The 16,365-nt window shown below is 40.8% G+C and carries 14 protein-coding genes; 7 read left to right on the top strand and 7 right to left on the bottom strand.

All coding sequences use genetic code 11. From position 1 onward, the window contains the following. Positions 1 to 106: 106 nt before the first annotated feature. Genes MHI46_RS17085 through MHI46_RS17075 form a run of 3 tightly spaced genes read right to left on the bottom strand, consistent with a single transcriptional unit; the run spans position 107 to position 3,807 of the window. Entirely contained in the window at positions 107 to 1,249 is a 1,143-nt protein-coding gene (locus MHI46_RS17085) for a Ger(x)C family spore germination protein (RefSeq protein ID WP_260774938.1), read from the bottom strand. Further along, a complete protein-coding gene (locus MHI46_RS17080) occupies positions 1,239 to 2,336 on the bottom strand; it encodes a GerAB/ArcD/ProY family transporter (protein WP_126682398.1) in 1,098 nt (365 codons plus the stop codon). The genes MHI46_RS17085 and MHI46_RS17080 overlap by 11 nt, the downstream gene beginning before the upstream one ends. Beyond that, positions 2,326 to 3,807, bottom strand: a complete 1,482-nt coding sequence (locus tag MHI46_RS17075; protein ID WP_126682397.1) for a spore germination protein — start codon at positions 3,805 to 3,807, stop codon at positions 2,326 to 2,328. The genes MHI46_RS17080 and MHI46_RS17075 overlap by 11 nt, the downstream gene beginning before the upstream one ends. Before the next feature lie 746 nt (positions 3,808 to 4,553). Here MHI46_RS17075 and pgsB point away from each other — a divergent pair. The 5 genes from pgsB (at position 4,554) to MHI46_RS17050 (ending at position 8,884) form a co-directional block, all read left to right on the top strand. Beyond that, positions 4,554 to 5,735 (top strand): poly-gamma-glutamate synthase PgsB, encoded by a 1,182-nt coding sequence (gene pgsB, locus MHI46_RS17070; RefSeq protein ID WP_039181962.1) that lies wholly within the window; start codon positions 4,554 to 4,556, stop codon positions 5,733 to 5,735. A gap of 15 nt (positions 5,736 to 5,750) precedes the next feature. After that, entirely contained in the window at positions 5,751 to 6,200 is a 450-nt protein-coding gene (gene pgsC / locus MHI46_RS17065; protein WP_007497520.1) for a poly-gamma-glutamate biosynthesis protein PgsC, read from the top strand. Between the two features lie 18 nt (positions 6,201 to 6,218). Continuing rightward, positions 6,219 to 7,385, top strand: a complete 1,167-nt coding sequence (locus MHI46_RS17060) for a CapA family protein (RefSeq protein ID WP_260776112.1) — start codon at positions 6,219 to 6,221, stop codon at positions 7,383 to 7,385. Then, positions 7,382 to 7,552, top strand: coding sequence for a hypothetical protein (locus MHI46_RS17055; RefSeq protein WP_087976066.1), 171 nt, complete (start codon positions 7,382 to 7,384; stop codon positions 7,550 to 7,552). Before MHI46_RS17060 ends, MHI46_RS17055 begins: the two co-directional genes overlap by 4 nt. A gap of 108 nt (positions 7,553 to 7,660) precedes the next feature. Continuing rightward, entirely contained in the window at positions 7,661 to 8,884 is a 1,224-nt protein-coding gene (locus MHI46_RS17050; protein WP_260774937.1) for a C40 family peptidase, read from the top strand. 56 nt (positions 8,885 to 8,940) lie between these two features. Here the strand turns inward: MHI46_RS17050 and MHI46_RS17045 are convergent, their stop codons facing one another. Beyond that, on the bottom strand, positions 8,941 to 9,822 hold the full coding sequence (locus MHI46_RS17045; protein ID WP_260774936.1) for a Cof-type HAD-IIB family hydrolase: 882 nt from the start codon (positions 9,820 to 9,822) through the stop codon (positions 8,941 to 8,943). 164 nt (positions 9,823 to 9,986) lie between these two features. Beyond that, positions 9,987 to 10,952 carry an LCP family protein gene (locus tag MHI46_RS17040; RefSeq protein WP_144491557.1) on the bottom strand — a complete coding sequence of 322 codons (966 nt, stop codon included), beginning with the start codon at positions 10,950 to 10,952 and terminating at the stop codon, positions 9,987 to 9,989. A 257-nt stretch (positions 10,953 to 11,209) separates the two neighbouring features. On the opposite strand from MHI46_RS17040, the gene MHI46_RS17035 reads away from it, so the two are divergent. Further along, the gene (locus MHI46_RS17035) at positions 11,210 to 12,574 is read left to right on the top strand and encodes a sugar porter family MFS transporter (RefSeq protein WP_099663732.1); all 1,365 of its coding nucleotides are present in this window, start codon (positions 11,210 to 11,212) and stop codon (positions 12,572 to 12,574) included. 136 nt (positions 12,575 to 12,710) lie between these two features. Beyond that, positions 12,711 to 14,108, top strand: coding sequence for a bifunctional glycosyltransferase family 2 protein/class I SAM-dependent methyltransferase (locus tag MHI46_RS17030; RefSeq protein ID WP_144491556.1), 1,398 nt, complete (start codon positions 12,711 to 12,713; stop codon positions 14,106 to 14,108). Between the two features lie 13 nt (positions 14,109 to 14,121). On the opposite strand, the gene MHI46_RS17025 is transcribed toward MHI46_RS17030, so the two are convergent. Both MHI46_RS17025 and MHI46_RS17020 read right to left on the bottom strand, forming a co-directional pair. Then, a complete protein-coding gene (locus MHI46_RS17025) occupies positions 14,122 to 15,267 on the bottom strand; it encodes a Ger(x)C family spore germination protein (RefSeq protein ID WP_342502967.1) in 1,146 nt (381 codons plus the stop codon). After that, positions 15,264 to 16,364 carry a GerAB/ArcD/ProY family transporter gene (locus MHI46_RS17020; RefSeq protein ID WP_106025548.1) on the bottom strand — a complete coding sequence of 367 codons (1,101 nt, stop codon included), beginning with the start codon at positions 16,362 to 16,364 and terminating at the stop codon, positions 15,264 to 15,266. Before MHI46_RS17020 ends, MHI46_RS17025 begins: the two co-directional genes overlap by 4 nt. Position 16,365: the final 1 nt, after the last annotated feature.

The raw sequence follows: 16,365 nt of genomic DNA, 5'->3' as shown, positions 1-16,365 counted from the left end.
CCCTTCATGAGTGTGTAACCGTTTACACACATAGATTATCATGAAAGAATCAAAATGACAATCTAAAAAAATAAAAAAAGAAAAGAAAGATGACTTCTTCCTTTTCTTAACTAATAATACCTGTTTGTGTAATGTTCACTTTCACTTTTGGAATGATTTTCACCTTCGGATAATCGGTGACCCAGTTCATTTTCATATATTCATCATAGTGTCTTACCCGGTATTTTCTGCCAAGGCTGAGAACGTCAGAATTTGCTTCTTGCAGGGCTGCAATCACTTTTTCGGCTTCTTTTGTGAAAATAGCTGATAGCCTTTTATTTAACATTTCAATTTTTTTATCTGTATCTAAATTGTCTTTCGGGTATTCAAGAACAGAGGTGGTGAATTCAAACTCAAGAGAAAAGGTTAAGTTTCGGTGATCAGGATTGACGATTTTAATGTCTCTTTTTGAATCGGTTACTTGAACGGTGATGTAATTGTTCTCTTTTAATTTCATATCACTACTTACTTTTTTCGTGAAGTTTGCATAACTGCCCATTTTTCCATCCATAATGGTGAGCAGAATGGCATCCTGGGCATATAGTTCACCTTTCTTTTTTTCATTATCAAATAAGGCAACCCCCTTCACACTCGTTAACTTTTTTGACTTATCGTAGTAGAGTAACGGCAGTGTAAAATCCTCACCGGTTTGCAGCATTTTGGACCGGATATTTTGAATGTTCTTAGGTGAAACTTGTGAGGAGCGTGATGCAGAAGTGATCAGGTTGTTTAAATAGTCGCTCACAATCAGTTTTTCCTTGAGCAGTTGATTGATTAAATCTACACAGCTCCCGCCTTGCACCACTGCCAAGTTTGCGAGTAAAGGGCTTTTGGGATCGCGGTAAAACATATCTAAGTAAGGGAGCAGCCGGTTTTGGGCAAATTCATCACCGATCAGCAGCACACGCATTTTCGACATATCAATTTTTTGGTCTACACTACGGCTAAAGTTGCTTCTTGCTTTTCTTAAAGTAGGCGCCTCGGTTGTGAGAACAGTGGTTAAATAACTGCCAGAATTCCCTTGCTGCATACTTTGAGACTGCTGTACCTTTCGATAGGTAATCGAATATCTTGCATTGTCATCCTCTCCTTGATCAACAGCTGAAGTTAAAACGAGAGAGATGTCTTTTAATAGGTTTTGATCCCAGCAGCCAGGCATGAAAATAAGGGAAACGCACATAAGCAGTGTCAACATGTACTTATGATGCATGTGATTTCACCTTCTTTTTGCGATGTTTGATCAAGATAATAACGGCCATCATGATCGGAAGTGTGTAAATAAATGAATATTGTGCAACGGTGGTAAAGTCATTAAAGCGTTGAATTCTAAAGTTATCAGTAGAAAGAAAACAGCTGACAGCATAAATCAAAATGGCAAAATAGTAGACATATTTCTTGTGATTTTTTTTCTTCAAAATACTGGCCACACCATTTGCACAAAAGTACAGATAATTGCTGAGTGTGGCTAAAATGACGAAACCCCAGATACTAAGAAAAATTAAATCAGTCCTTTCGATGACTCCGAAAGTAATGGTTTTTAATAAATACACAACAGGATTTGGAATCAAATCTAGCTCAGCCGGACTGAAAAACATAAAACAAATTAATGTAATAAATAGGTAGTAAAGCGTCGTGCATATATTTGAAATGGTCATCACTTTATATCGTTCCTTAATGGTTCCCTTCATCATCGGAGAGATCATCAGAATCATCTCAAATCCATTCAGTGACAGTACCACATCCTTTAATCCAAGCGGAATTTGAGAAAGATCTGTTTTGAAAAAAGGCAAGAGGTAGTCAATATTGGTGCCTTTTAATGCATAGAACATCAAAAGAGAGAGGAAGAGTATTAAGGGTGTCAAAATAAAATTAAACCTGACAACGGCTGTAATTTTCTCTTTTGCGATATAGATGATGCATATGACCAGTAATAGATTTATGACCCAGTTTGGTGTGAGCGGGAGCACCCAGATGCCAAGAATCCTAGTGAATATAGATAGTACAACAATACAAACAGAGGCAAAATAGAGCGCATAGAGCACGACCAAGGTACGTCCAATCCATTTTCCAAAGACTTCAATCAGCGCATGGAAGAACGATGTCTCAGGATACTTGTAGATGATATAAAGAAAAATCGTATTGATGATTTGGATGAAAAAACACGCTAAAATAATCGCCATCCAGCCATCGTGCCCCATGTCTTTCATCAGCAAATGGGGGAGTGCTAAAATACCGACACCAATTTGAGATTGGACGATAAAACAGACAGCTTGAGGTGGAGAGAGTTTATTTTTCATTTTTCTTTGTCCACCCTCTCAGTTGTTCAACTTGTTTTTTCTTTTGCGGATTTAAATAAACAGGGCGGTTCTTGTACATCCACATTGGGAGTCGAATCACCGTATCTTTTAAATCCTGCCAGTTAAATGGAGCAACAGGTGATAAATATGGCACCCCTAGTGATTCAAGGCGGCATAAATTCATGAGAATGAGAGTGAGTCCGAATGAGATGCCGATAAACCCAAACATTGATGCCATAAGCATGAGCGGGAAACGAAGCATCCTGATGGTGGCTGTCATTTCAAATGACGGAAGTACAAACGAAGCAACAGCGGTCACAGCGACCACAATCACTAGGACATTCGAGATGAGCCCTGCTTGTACAACCGCATCCCCAATGACCAAACCCCCTACGATTCCAATCGTTTGCCCGATTGGTTTAGGCAGACGCACCCCAGCCTCACGTATAAGTTCAATCGTGATCTCCATCAGCATGGCCTCTATCAATGGAGGAAAGGGAATGCCAATAATAGAGTTCTTCATCGTAATAGCTAGTTCATCTGGGACAACCTCATAATGAAACGCAATAACAGCAATATAAAAAGATGGCAAGACAACAGCGATGAAGAAGGCAAGATACCGAAGAATACGAATAAACGTAGCAGGAATCCAGCGGCTGTTATAATCATCTGGTGACTGAAAGAAACTAAAAAAGGTCACGGGAAGAATGATGGCCATAGGACTCCCGTCCATCAGCACTACAATTCGACCTTCAAGAATGGCAGATCTCACCTTATCTGGACGTTCTGTATCAATCAGCTGCGGAAAAATAGAAAATGAATCATCCTCAATTGCCTCAACGATAGAGCCAGGACTTAACAGTGTGTCTACTTTAATAGAAGAAATCCGTCTGTTGACCTCTTCGACCTTTTCTTGATTAGCAATATCGGATATATAAACCGTTGCAAGCTTTGTTTCCGATTTTGTACCGATCTTATGATATTGAATGGCGAGCTTCCGATCATTTAAATGGGAACGCAGTAAGTAGATATTGGTATCAAGACTTTCAACAAATCCATCATGTGCGCCTGCGATAATACTTTCCGAAGAAGGTTCAGAAATAGAGCGCAGCGGAGGCTGTCCAACAGCAAATAGCTTAATTTGTGAGGAGTTTTCATCCAGAAAGGCAATACTTCCTGCAATAATACTGTCTGTGATCAGCGTCAAGTCGCCTGTTTCAAGTGTGCTAAGAGATTTTGTATAATCCTGCTTTCCAGGAGGGCCTAACAAGTTGCCGATGATGAAATCATTTAGTTTTCCTTCATCTATTCTTGTTTTAATAAAAAACAGCGCAGATTTCGTTTCATTCACCATTAATTCTCGGTATTCAAAATCGCCGCTTTGCTGAAATGTTTTTTTCAGGATCCGGATTTTTTCCTCAAAGCTTCCTGATAAAAAATGCAGGCGTGTTTGCTCATTGGAGTTTGGCATCTTGAGCCTCCTCTCACAGATTTTTTAACCATAGTGTAAGCGGAGAAGCGAATTTTATTCGTCACCTTTGGGGAAAGCATGACATGAGCTGACAACTTTCAACTAAATTCATATTAAAAATGTTAAGAAATGATGAATCTTGATAAAAACAAATGAATAATGTTTCATTGTTTAGGTCATTAGGTGCGAATCTCGTAAAGAGAAGGTACACCGAAATGATCAAAGTTTTACATCTTATCCCAATTTTTTGTGACCTAAAAATAAGCAGATGACTTGATTTTTTTAGAGGTGACCTTTGTCATAGGTCAACACACAGCAATCTGACCAAGGAGAATGACTTTCTAACCTGTTCATTCAAAAATATAAAACATTCCAAAACACGCACTATTCATTTAAAGCGCTGATATGACTGATGTTATAGAGAATAACAGACTTTAAAACATTGATTCAAAATACATCTTAATAATTGTCGAAAAATTTAGGGAGAAAAGGACAAAAGATTTTCGGATCATTGATGTTAACGCTTTCTCATGAATTCAGCAGAAATTCAGACTGATTTTTGTCCGTCTTTTGGCCTTTTCATTTAAAGGATAGGTAGGCAAAAAAGCCTTTTGATTAGAGGAATTTGGCATACGAGGAAGTGAAAGATTATGTTACATAATACCGATTGTGATTTTATGCTGAACAGATATACTGTTGATTGAATTTACATATCACACTCATAAAAAAAGGAGATGTAGATAGCGATGTGGTTAATCGTTATAGCCTGTGTCATCATGTTAGGGATTGGCTTTATTGAAAAGAAGCGTCATCAGAAAAATATCGATGCCCTGCCGGTGCGCGTCAATATTAATGGTATTCGCGGAAAGTCTACCGTCACAAGATTGACAACCGGTATCTTAATGGAGGCAGGTTATAAAACTGTCGGTAAAACAACGGGAACGGATGCAAGAATGATTTATTGGGATACGCCAGAGGAGAAACCGATTAAAAGGAAACCGCAAGGACCGAATATCGGAGAGCAGAAGGAAGTTATGAGAGAAACAGTTGAAAGAGGAGCAAATGCCATCGTCAGTGAATGTATGGCGGTAAATCCAGATTACCAAATTATCTTTCAGGAAGAGCTGCTTCAAGCAAACATTGGCGTAATCGTAAACGTTCTTGAAGATCATATGGACGTCATGGGGCCAACACTTGATGAAATAGCAGAAGCCTTTACAGCGACAATTCCTTACAATGGACACTTGGTTATTACGGATAGTGAATATACGGATTTCTTTAAAGAGATTGCGAAAAAACGCAACACAGAAGTCATTGTTGCAGATAATTCCAAGATTTCCGATGAGTTTTTGAGGAAATTTGAGTACATGGTTTTCCCAGATAATGCTTCACTGGCACTTGGTGTTGCCCAAGCATTAGGGATTGATGAAGATACGGCATTCAGAGGAATGTTAAATGCGCCACCTGATCCAGGAGCGATGAGAATTCTTCCATTAATGGACGCGAAAACACCTGGACACTTTGTAAATGGATTTGCGGCAAATGACGCATCCTCTACATTGAACATTTGGAAGCGTGTGAAAGAAATTGGATATCCAACAGATGAACCGATTATTATTATGAACTGCCGTGCGGATCGAGTAGATAGAACGATCCAGTTTGCGGAGGATGTACTTCCTTATATTGAAGCAAGTGACCTTGTTTTAATTGGTGAAACAACAGATCCAATTGTGAAGGCATATGAGGAAGGGAAAATTCCGGCTGACCACTTACACAACCTTGAATATCAATCTACAGAACAAATTATGAATATGCTTGAGAAAAAGCTTCATAATCGAGTGGTTTATGGAGTCGGCAATATCCATGGTGCCGCTGAACCGTTAATCGAAAAAATTCAAGAATACAAAATTAAGCAGCTTGTCAGCTAGGAGGAAATATAGAAAATGTTCGGATCAGATCTTTATATCTCGTTAATTTTAGGAGTTCTACTCAGTTTAATCTTTGCAGAAAAAACAGGAATCGTACCAGCTGGACTTGTTGTCCCGGGTTATCTGGCGCTCGTATTTAACCAGCCAGTCTTCATTTTAGTCGTCTTATCTGTCAGCTTGCTTACGTATGTGATCGTTCGTTTTGGCTTATCAAAATTCATGATTTTATACGGACGCAGAAAGTTTGCTGCGATGCTGATTACAGGGATTGCCTTAAAACTGATATTTGATTTCTTCTATCCAGTCGTCCCATTTGAAATAGCAGAATTCCGCGGAATTGGAATCATCGTTCCTGGATTGATTGCGAATACGATTCAAAAGCAAGGTCTTACAATTACCCTTGGAAGCACGTTACTTCTAAGTGGTGCAACATTTGCCATCATGTATGTTTACTATCTATTTTAAGATAAGGTGTGTCCAATGATGAATAAAAAATTGAGCTTTCAGGAAAAGCTGCTGAAAATCACAAAGAACCAAAAGAAAAAGACGAATAAACACGTACTCATTGCTTTACCGATCGTCATTGCTTGTACATTTCTATTTACGTTTATCGGGAAAGCACAAGTGCCCACTGTACAAAAGAATCCAGAAAACATCCTGACCGCTTCGTTTGTCGGTGACATTATGTTTGGAAGAAACGTAGAGAAAGTAACAGACCGCTATGGTAAAGAGCATCTCTTTCGCTATGCCAAGCCATATTTTGATGTGTCAGATTATGTGACAGGAAACTTTGAGCATCCAGTCGCAACAGATAAAGAACAGGCAGCCCAAAAGAATATTCATTTAAAAACAGATGAAGATTCTGTCAAAGCATTGAAGAATTTGAATTTCTCTGTTTTAAACTTTGCGAATAACCATGCGGCAGACTATGGTGAAAAAGGGCTGAACAATACAATCGATGCCTTTGAACAAACTGACATGGATTATACAGGCGCAGGTCGTAACCTCCAAGATGCGAAGCAGAACATTTCATACAAAGAAGTAAATGGTGTCAAAATTGCTACGCTTGGTTTTACAGATGTGTATGGGAAAGATTTCAAAGCAACGAATCGCCAGGCGGGTATTCTGCCAGCCGATCCATCTATCTTTATTCCGATGATTTCGCAGGCTGCTGAAAAGGCAGATATTGTCGTTGTTCATGCTCACTGGGGACAGGAGTACAACAATGAAGTAAACGACAGGCAAAGAGAATTGGCAAGAGCGATGTCTAAGGCCGGAGCTGATATCATTATCGGTGCTCACCCGCACGTCCTTGAACCAATGGAAGTCTATAACGGAACGGCGATTTTCTATAGCCTAGGCAACTTTATTTTTGACCAAGGCTGGTCAAGAACACGTGATTCTGCACTTGTTCAGTATCATCTGAATGAAGATGGAAAAGCGACATTTGAAGTTGTCCCAATGTACATCAAAGAAGCAACACCTGCTCCAGTAAAAGCAGGATCTCTTGAATCAAAAGCCATTATCCGTATGCTGACCAATGGAACGAATGCGGATTGGAAAGAAAAAGACGGACACATTTTCTTTGAAGTAGATCACGCTGATAAAGTTAAAAACTTAAAAGAAAACGGAGGGAAAGAGAAGAAATGAAATTCCTAAAAGCAAGCTGGCCGTTTGTTGCGTTAATCTTAGTCTTTGTCTTTATGTCTGCTTTTAAATTTAGTGACAGTCTGACAGATCACGAAAAACAAAAGATTTCGGTTGAAATGCAGAAAATTGAACAGCAAAAGCAGTCAAAAGCGGAAGCAGGTAAATAACCTAAATAGGAGAAAGGGCACGCACATCGCGTGTTCTTTTTTTGTCGAAAAAGGGTGTAAAATGAATGGTGTCATGCCGAAACTATAGAAGATAGGAGGGAAAGGATCATGAAATGGAAAGGAATGTTGATCGGAGGGTGTGCGCTTGTAGGGCTGATGTTCATGTCTCAACCAGCGGTATCTGCTCAAACACCATCTCTTTTGGAGCAAGCGGAAAAGCTGATTGGAACACCTTATCATAAAGGAGGAACCGATCCAAAAACGGGCTTTGATGCATCTGGGTTTATTCAATATGTGTACAAGACATCCGAAACATTTGATTTGCCGCGGAAGGTAATTGACCAATATCAGATTGGAAAAAAGGTATCATGGGATAAAGCGCAGCCCGGTGACCTTGTGTATTTCCGAAGTCTTGAAGAAACGAAGGATATCCCAACACATGTGGCGTTGTACGCGGGGAACGATCAGGTCATCCATATCACGCTTAGTCAAGGTGTGGTGAAAACGAATGTCAGTAAAAGCAAATATTGGACTGATCGATTTTATGCGGTCAAACGCTTGCCCGGCACACAAGACATTTCTGACGACCCTCTTGTGAAAGATGCGATGACCTATTTGGGTATTCCTTATGTATTTGGAGGAACCGATCCAAAGACTGGATTCGATTGCTCAGGTTTTTTACAGTATTTATTTGAAAAATCACTTGGAATTTATTTACCTCGAAGTGCTGAACAGCAGTGGGCTGTTGGAGAAAAAGTGGCATTAGACGATATTCGCCCTGGGGATTTTGTCTTTTTTAGCAACACATATAAACCCGGAATTTCTCATGTAGGTATGTATATTGGAGGCGACCGCTTTATTCATGCGAGCCGTTCTGAAAGTGTGACAATTTCTTATTTGTCTGAATCGTATTGGCGCGAAAAATGGACAGGTGTGAAACGATTAACAGATCTGGAGCTTTCGAAAGAGGACCCTATCGTATCAAAAGCCGCTACGTATATTGGCGAAGTCCCTTATGTCAAAGGCGGTACGAACCCAAAACAAGGATTTGATACAGCAGGGTTCACACAGTACGTGTATCAAGAAGTGCTTGGCATTGAGCTGCCTCGCTATGCATCAGGTCAAGTCAAAGCAGGTACGCCTGTGAAACGTTCTGAGCTTCAGCCGGGAGATCTTGTCTTCTTCAGCGGGACATCATTGATGCCGGCAATTTATGCAGGATCAAATCAAGTCATTCATGTGACTGTCTCAAACGGTGTTGTCTTAACCAATATGAAAACAAGTACGTACTGGAAGGACAAATATGAAACGGCTGTTAGAATCAAAAAATAAAGAAAAAGCCCGATCAATACTTGGATCGGACTTCTCGACTTCTCTCTAGGCGCTGATCAGACAAGCGTCTTTTTTTCATGAAATTGATTTTGTAAAAGAAGATCAATAAAATAAGCGACACCATCTTCATGATTTCCTTTTGTGATGTAAGTGCTTTTTTCTTTAATGACATCAACTGCATTCCCCATTGCAATGCGGTGGCCTGCTTCTTCAAACATAGAAAGGTCGTTTGGGCTGTCACCAATTGCATAAATATGTGAGCGGTCTACACCATAATGGGCTGCGAGTTTTTTCAGGGCATGTCCTTTTCCAGACTCTTTTGGCAGCACCTCAATAATATGTTTTCCAGACGAGGTCAATGAAAGCTCGGGCATGTCTGCCAGAAGATTTCGTGCTTCGGTCAGTTTGTTCATATCAAACGAGAAGCAGAGTAATTTATAGGTCGGTTCATTCGACTCAAAAATCTGACGGATATCATCTACTGGTTTGATGCCAAATTGTTTAAATTGGGTCATGGCTCCTTCCCATAGATCAGCGAGATCCTCATTTGGGTTTGCGCTTTCGATCAGATCGAATTCTGCTTTCAGCTTCTCTTTTCCATCGTAAGGGGAGAGGAGAGCATCGTCTGTATAGACTTCAAAGTAAATGTTTCGTTCCACTAATGCCTTAGCAGCGCGCTTGCCCGCTTCTTGGTCCAATGTGATTCGGCTGAAGAGCTCGTATCCCACTGTATGGACAGTCCCGCCGTTTGCCGCAATAATGGGGATGTCCAAATCGCCAAGCAGCTCCTTTACATCAAAAGTTGCCCGCCCTGTACAGATGGTCACAATATATCCAGCTTCCTTCGCACGAATCAATGCCTCTCGGTTTTGAGCGGATATTTCACTTTTTGTATTTAAAAGTGTACCGTCTAGATCAATCGCAATCATTTTTCTCATCGCTGTCAAATCCTCCTTCATTCATGCAATAGCCTCTTCAAAGTATGTACGATTTCCTTCATTCTCATAAAAAAAGGATGGTTGTTTCCTCACTATCAAGGCTAAACAAAAATGAGCGAATGATCAAGGAAATAAGAAAAAGCGCCCCAAAGGGACGCTTCTATTTATGATAATTCAAGCTGCTTCTTCAATTCAGTCTTCACTTCGTTCAGCTGGTTTTGATCCAATTGGAAATAATAAACCCCGTTTGGCTGGTAATCAGATCCTTTAAGCTGAATGGTATCAACCGATTTCAATGAAGTCAGAAGCGGGAAAAGACCGACTAACTCCTTCATAGAAAGGGTGGTTGACACATTATCACCGAGTGTATCAATGATATTATCGTATGACGGAATAGATGTTAAAGATTTTGATTTATCAAAAATGGCTTTTAACACTTCCATTTGACGCTGTCCACGCATTAAATCACTATCTGCTTTTCTTGTTCTCACATATGCGAGCGCTTGATCCCCATCTAGTGTATGAGTTCCAGTTTGAAGCACAACTTTGCCTTTTGTATCTTTTTTAATCTGTTTCACAAGGTAATCATCCTTGATGTTAATAGACACACCGTTTAATTCATTGACGATTTCTTTAAATGCTACAAAATTACTTTGGATGACAAAATCGACCGGAATATCTAGTAAATCTTCAACTGTACTCACTGTTAAATCTGCACCGCCAAATGCGTGTGCATGAGTAATTTTATCAAAACCGTGGCCTGGAATATTAACGTATGAGTCCCTGGGAATGCTTAATAATTTAACGGTTTTATTTGTGCGGTTAATGGTAGCCAACACCATTGCATCGCTTCGTGCTTGTTTCACTGTTTCGCCCGGTCTGCTGTCAATTCCAAGCAGCAAGACAGAAAAGCTGTCTTTTCCTGGATCGAATGCTTCAATCCGTTTCACAGATTGTGCGCCGCGATCAAGAGATACTTGAGCCTTTTTGGCAGCATTTGTTACTTTGTAGTAGGCGTAGCCAGTAACAGAAGCGGTCGTCAGTAAAAGAATACCAAATATAAAAAGAGTGACTTTCACCCATGGTTTTAAACGCTTTTTCCCTTTGCGTTTACTTCGTGATTGATCCATATATTTTAAACCCTCGCTATGATTTTATAGTAAAGATGTCCTTCTTTATGCTTACAAACTAAAACAAATATACCTTAAAACGGGATATAGTGCGACATTTTTTTCACTAACGCTTAATTGACGTATCCTTCTCGTAAAAAGTTTCAAAGATATACAAATGAAATATATTTGTCATAAAACATCGAAATGTTTGAAATGACAGGAAGTGAGGAAAATGATTTTTCATAGAGTACAGAGACAAAAGTGGGGTTATGAACATGAAAAATCGGAATGGATGGCTTTATTTCTTCGGCGCCCTTGGCGGTGCTTTATATGGCTATGATACAGGTGTCATCTCCGGCGCCATCTTATTTATGAAAGAGGATTTAGGTTTAAATGCGTTTACAGAGGGGCTTGTCGTCAGCTCGATTTTAATCGGGGCGATGCTCGGTTCCTCTCTTTCTGGAAAGCTGACAGACCAATTTGGGCGGAAAAAAGCCATCATCGCCGCAGCGATTTTGTTTATTATCGGCGGATTTGGTACAGCTCTTGCCCCGAATACGGAAGTGATGGTTTTATTCCGAATTGTACTAGGGCTCGCTGTCGGGTGCTCGACAACGATTGTTCCATTATATTTATCTGAACTTGCGCCAAAGGAATCACGGGGGGCACTATCCTCATTAAACCAACTCATGATCACATTTGGTATTCTTCTAGCCTATATTGTGAACTACGCTTTAGCGGATGCAGAGGCATGGCGCTTGATGCTTGGAATTGCGGTTGTTCCTTCTGTTCTTTTGTTATGTGGGATTTTGTTTATGCCGGAAAGTCCCCGCTGGCTGTTTGTCCACGGACAGGCTGATCGTGCGAAGGAGATATTATCTAAACTCAGAAAAAGTAAGCAAGAAGTGGAAGAAGAAATTTCGGATATTCAAAAGGCGGAAAGTGAAGAAAAAGGCGGTTTTAAGGAATTATTTGAGCCATGGGTACGCCCAGCATTGATTGCCGGTGTCGGCTTAGCCTTTCTGCAGCAGTTTATCGGTACAAATACGATCATCTACTATGCACCAAAAACATTCACAAGTGTTGGCTTTGGGAATTCTGCGGCGATTTTAGGAACTGTCGGAATTGGTGCAGTGAATGTCATCATGACGTTTGTTGCCATCAAAATCATTGACCGTGTAGGGCGTAAAGCGCTGCTCCTATTTGGGAATGCAGGAATGGTCCTTAGTTTAATTGTCCTGTCAGTGGTCAACAGATTTTTCGAAGGGTCGACAGTTGCAGGATGGACAACCGTTATTTGTTTAGGTCTCTTTATCGTCATCTTTGCTGTCAGCTGGGGGCCAGTTGTTTGGGTAATGCTTCCTGAGCTGTTCCCGGTACATGTCCGAGGAATCGGTACAGGCGTTTCAACTTTCCTTCTTCATACAGGAAATTTAATCATCTCGCTTACATTCCCAGCTTTATTAAGCGCGATTGGTATCAGTAATCTCTTCCTCATCTATGCGGTCATCGGTGTAGGCGCCTTCTTATTTGTGAGGTACTTGGTGACCGAAACGAAGGGGAAAAGTCTTGAAGAAATTGAAGAAGATTTAAAAAAGAGAAATCGTGCCGTCGCAGGTGACGAAGGGAAAACAGTGTGAACAATGACCAGCTGCCGTATGCAGCTGGTTTTTCTATGTTAAACAAACGTTTAATCAAGAAAGGACATTCCCTCATCTTCTGAACGTGCTCCATATGACATACATATGGAACAGGCGGGCGAAAGGTGGAAATGAGATGAAAGGGAAAACAAGCATTGTCATGCTGACGTACAACGAACTGCATTTAACGAAAACATGTATCCAAAGCATTAAACAGCATACGAGCAGCGACCAATATGAACTCATCATCGTTGATAATGCGTCAACTGACGGCACGAAGGAATATGTAAGAGAGCTGGATGATGTGATTTTCATTGATAATGAAAAGAATGAAGGCTTTGCAAAGGGATGTAATCAAGGGGCAAAAGAAGCTTCAGGAGACAGCATTCTCTTTTTAAATAATGACACGATCGTGACGGAAAATTGGCTTCCTCCATTAAAAGAGGCGCTATTCGCATCAGAACAGATTGGGATGGTGGGGCCAGTCTCCAATTATGTGAGCGGCCCTCAGATGGTTCAGCCGTCGTATACAGATGTGAAGGAGCTCCCAGCCTTTGCTAAGGAATATACGTCTAAGAGAAAAGGTCAGAGAACTTATGTGCACCGGCTTGTAGGGTTTTGCTTGCTCGTGAAAAGAAAGCTGATCGAGGATGTGGGGTTATTTGATGAGCGGTTTGTATATGGATCATTTGAGGATGACGATCTTTGCTTACGTTCATTACTGCAAGGGTATCAGCTGCAAATTGTGCATGATTCCTTTGTGCATCATCATGGTCATGCTACCTTCAATGCCAATCAAGAAACGAACATCTCTACACTGTTTACTGAGAACAGACTTCGATTTTTAGATAAGTGGGGCATAGATCTAAATTTGATCACCCCTCATCCGTATTTTACGGAATTGCTCCCTGAGGAAGCTGCATGTGTGCTGGATGTTGGATGCGGCGCAGGGGCAACCGGGCTTGAATTGATGAACCGGCAGTCTGTAACCATGTACGGGGTAGAGGAGGATGCATTAAAAGCAGCGGTCGCAAAGGCGTATTACGAAGAAGTGATTGAGGCAAATGCGGATGAATACCCATGGTCAGAGAAAGAGGCCTTTTTTGATGCGGTCATTTTTTCAGATGTTTTAGAGCATGTGTCAGACCCTTGGCACATCATTGAGCAAGCACACGCATCTTTAAAGCCAGGGGGTGTCATCATTTGCTGCCTGCCTAACATGATGCATGCAGAGGTGCTTCTTCCTTTGATGACAGGGGACTTTACGTATCAAGATGTAGGAATTTTAGATCGAACCCATATGCGGTTCTTCACACCAAACACCATGCGTGCGCTTTTCCCAGATCAATTGTTTGAACGTGTGATCGAGCAGCGGATCAATGTACAGATTGATCAAAACGTCCAATTGTTTTTTGATGAGGTGGCAAGAATAGGAGCATCACTTGGCTTTCAAACAAAATCGTTGTCTGATCAAGTGACTTTGTATCAGCTTCTCATTGTCGTACGTAAAAAAGGCGGCTCCCCACCGGGATAACCGCCTAATGGCATTACCATTTAAAGCTTTTTGTTGCACCTTCTGCACCAAAGTTCAAGATGCTGACTTTGACATCGTAATCGATGTCTGATTCTTGGAATAGCCTATCCCACTCGGTACCGTGCTGATCCCAATAGTCGGGATATTTCATACGGAACTGCTGGTTTAAAAATATGGGATCAACGCCGACTTCTTTTTGCACATGATTTACTGCTTTTTGAATGCGTTCTTTAATTTTATGAGCAAAGATACGCTCAAAACGTTTAATGTACTGCTCATCGAATGAGTTTTCAGGAGGATATTGATCCTCAGACAATTTTCCATTTGTTTGTATGCTAATTTTAAAGGATACCTTTCCGTCTTTCAGATAGGGCTTGACCTTGGTTTTTGCTTTTTTTATTTCATACGTGATCGGATAACCTTTGTAGGTGGCAGGTACAACGCCGCCAGTGATACGGCCCATTACCCAGTTTAAAGATTGGACATCTTTTGCTGGGATAAAACCAATCAGCTTTCTCGTTTTCCCATGTATGATTCCTGCCCCATCATAAATAATTTCACTGTCGATCACATCTACACTTTGTACGAGGAAGCTAACGCCCATCTGAAAGTAATCAGACGACCGGCCAATACGTGTTGGCGGTGCGATCTTTCCGTTAAAGCTTCGGTTTTTGGATGTTTCAAAGATATGCTCAACCGGTACCTTCTGTTGAGACTTTAACTTTTGATTGATGACTTTTGACGCATCTCCTCGTGACACGAGGAGATAGCTGCTGCGCCGAACCTCATCATCTCGAATGAAATGATTAAGTGTTCCTTGAATATCGTGATGCTCCGCCTGGGTTTTGCCGAACAAGAAGATTTTTAGGTGATCACTATAGATCGGCGGGTCCTTCAAGGCGACATTACTGACAGCCTCAAGCACATTTTTTCCCTTTGAGACAACATTCACATAGCCGGGAGAATCGGCCTCTTGTGTTCCGCTTGTTTTCGGTACAAGGTTTTGGTAGGTCAGCTTAACTCCATTGTCATCATCCTCATCAATACCAACACCGCGTACAAACGATAGTTTTTCAATATCCTTTAAGTCCCAGCAGCCTGCTGATAGAAGGAAAAGACAGCAGGAAAAAAAGAATAACAGTATACGCCTGCCTCTCATGTAGAACGACCTCCCCATTTTTTACGTATCATCAGCAGGATAGCAGTAATAAAAGGAATGGCTAAAACCGCAAACAATGCGTAGCCGAGTAAAGTTGAGTAGTAAAAGACTTCATTGATATTTCTAGGGAAAAGTGAGAGTGCTGATGTAATCAAAAATAACAGCCATAACAGTCTCGTTATATTGGTTGTTTTAAAAACAGTGAAGCAGCCTTTAATCGCAAACTGGAAAAAGCCCAGCATACAAATGAACTGCTGGCACGTCCAGATCGTCAGTAAGAAAATATCAAATCGTTCGATAAACACTCCTTCAAGTTCAAGCGCTTGAATGAGGGAAACTGTTGGCCAAGTGAGAGATTTCGTTTCACCAACGGTCATGGAGCCAATCACTATAAAGAGTGTGAGGGAATATACAAGAGAAGTAATTCCAACCCCGATTGCAGCCGCCCATTTTGCCTTAGACCATTTGTCTTTATAAATGAGCGGGACAACAAACAAAATCACTTCAAAGCCTGTAAATTGAATAAAGGTTTGAGAGAAAAGGTTACTAAAATCTTTAAAACCATGCGCCATCACAGGGCGCAAATAATCAAAATCAAATATTTTTAAACAAAACAGCATGAGCGCTATGTAAATGACCATGGTGATCGGATAAATATAGGTCACCATTTTGACGACTGGAAAGATACCGCTTTTCAAATGATAGATCGCCACGAGTAAAAAAATCATCACAATCACGGTCATGGGAGTTGATTGCAGCAGGAAAAACTGAACCACTTCCCCAAGGACACGTGCCTCAAAGCCGACAATGCCTAGTAAATAGGCAATCAGCATTAAATTAAAGATTGTGCCAAAGAATGCGCCCGCTCCTTTTGTATTTGACTCGAAAATGGTGTCTGGTGCATTCTTTTCGGCAATCCACCCCAACAAAAAAGCAACGAAAGCAAAGATGACGCCCTGTAATAATACAATGATCCAGCCATCAGGGAATCCTGAATTGGCAGAACTGCGTGGAATGGTTAAAATTCCAGCGCCTATCATTGTAGAACTGCACAGAATGGTGACTTGTAACAATGATAGCTTTTCAGGTCTGTACATC

Origin of the sequence: Bacillus sp. FSL K6-1000, from assembly GCF_038630785.1 — a bacterium.
Lineage (GTDB): Bacteria > Bacillota > Bacilli > Bacillales > Bacillaceae > Bacillus > Bacillus safensis.
Note: the sequence above shows the minus strand (reverse complement) of the source record. Positions and strands in the feature narration are given on the sequence as shown.

Coding starts and splice junctions, on each gene's coding strand:
- MHI46_RS17085 (WP_260774938.1), bottom strand. CDS start 1,249: ATGCATCATAAGTACATGTTGACACTGCTTATGTGCGTTTCCCTTATT.
- MHI46_RS17080 (WP_126682398.1), bottom strand. CDS start 2,336: ATGAAAAATAAACTCTCTCCACCTCAAGCTGTCTGTTTTATCGTCCAA.
- MHI46_RS17075 (WP_126682397.1), bottom strand. CDS start 3,807: ATGCCAAACTCCAATGAGCAAACACGCCTGCATTTTTTATCAGGAAGC.
- pgsB (WP_039181962.1), top strand. CDS start 4,554: ATGTGGTTAATCGTTATAGCCTGTGTCATCATGTTAGGGATTGGCTTT.
- pgsC (WP_007497520.1), top strand. CDS start 5,751: ATGTTCGGATCAGATCTTTATATCTCGTTAATTTTAGGAGTTCTACTC.
- MHI46_RS17060 (WP_260776112.1), top strand. CDS start 6,219: ATGAATAAAAAATTGAGCTTTCAGGAAAAGCTGCTGAAAATCACAAAG.
- MHI46_RS17055 (WP_087976066.1), top strand. CDS start 7,382: ATGAAATTCCTAAAAGCAAGCTGGCCGTTTGTTGCGTTAATCTTAGTC.
- MHI46_RS17050 (WP_260774937.1), top strand. CDS start 7,661: ATGAAATGGAAAGGAATGTTGATCGGAGGGTGTGCGCTTGTAGGGCTG.
- MHI46_RS17045 (WP_260774936.1), bottom strand. CDS start 9,822: ATGAGAAAAATGATTGCGATTGATCTAGACGGTACACTTTTAAATACA.
- MHI46_RS17040 (WP_144491557.1), bottom strand. CDS start 10,952: ATGGATCAATCACGAAGTAAACGCAAAGGGAAAAAGCGTTTAAAACCA.
- MHI46_RS17035 (WP_099663732.1), top strand. CDS start 11,210: ATGAAAAATCGGAATGGATGGCTTTATTTCTTCGGCGCCCTTGGCGGT.
- MHI46_RS17030 (WP_144491556.1), top strand. CDS start 12,711: ATGAAAGGGAAAACAAGCATTGTCATGCTGACGTACAACGAACTGCAT.
- MHI46_RS17025 (WP_342502967.1), bottom strand. CDS start 15,267: ATGAGAGGCAGGCGTATACTGTTATTCTTTTTTTCCTGCTGTCTTTTC.
- MHI46_RS17020 (WP_106025548.1), bottom strand. CDS start 16,364: ATGTACAGACCTGAAAAGCTATCATTGTTACAAGTCACCATTCTGTGC.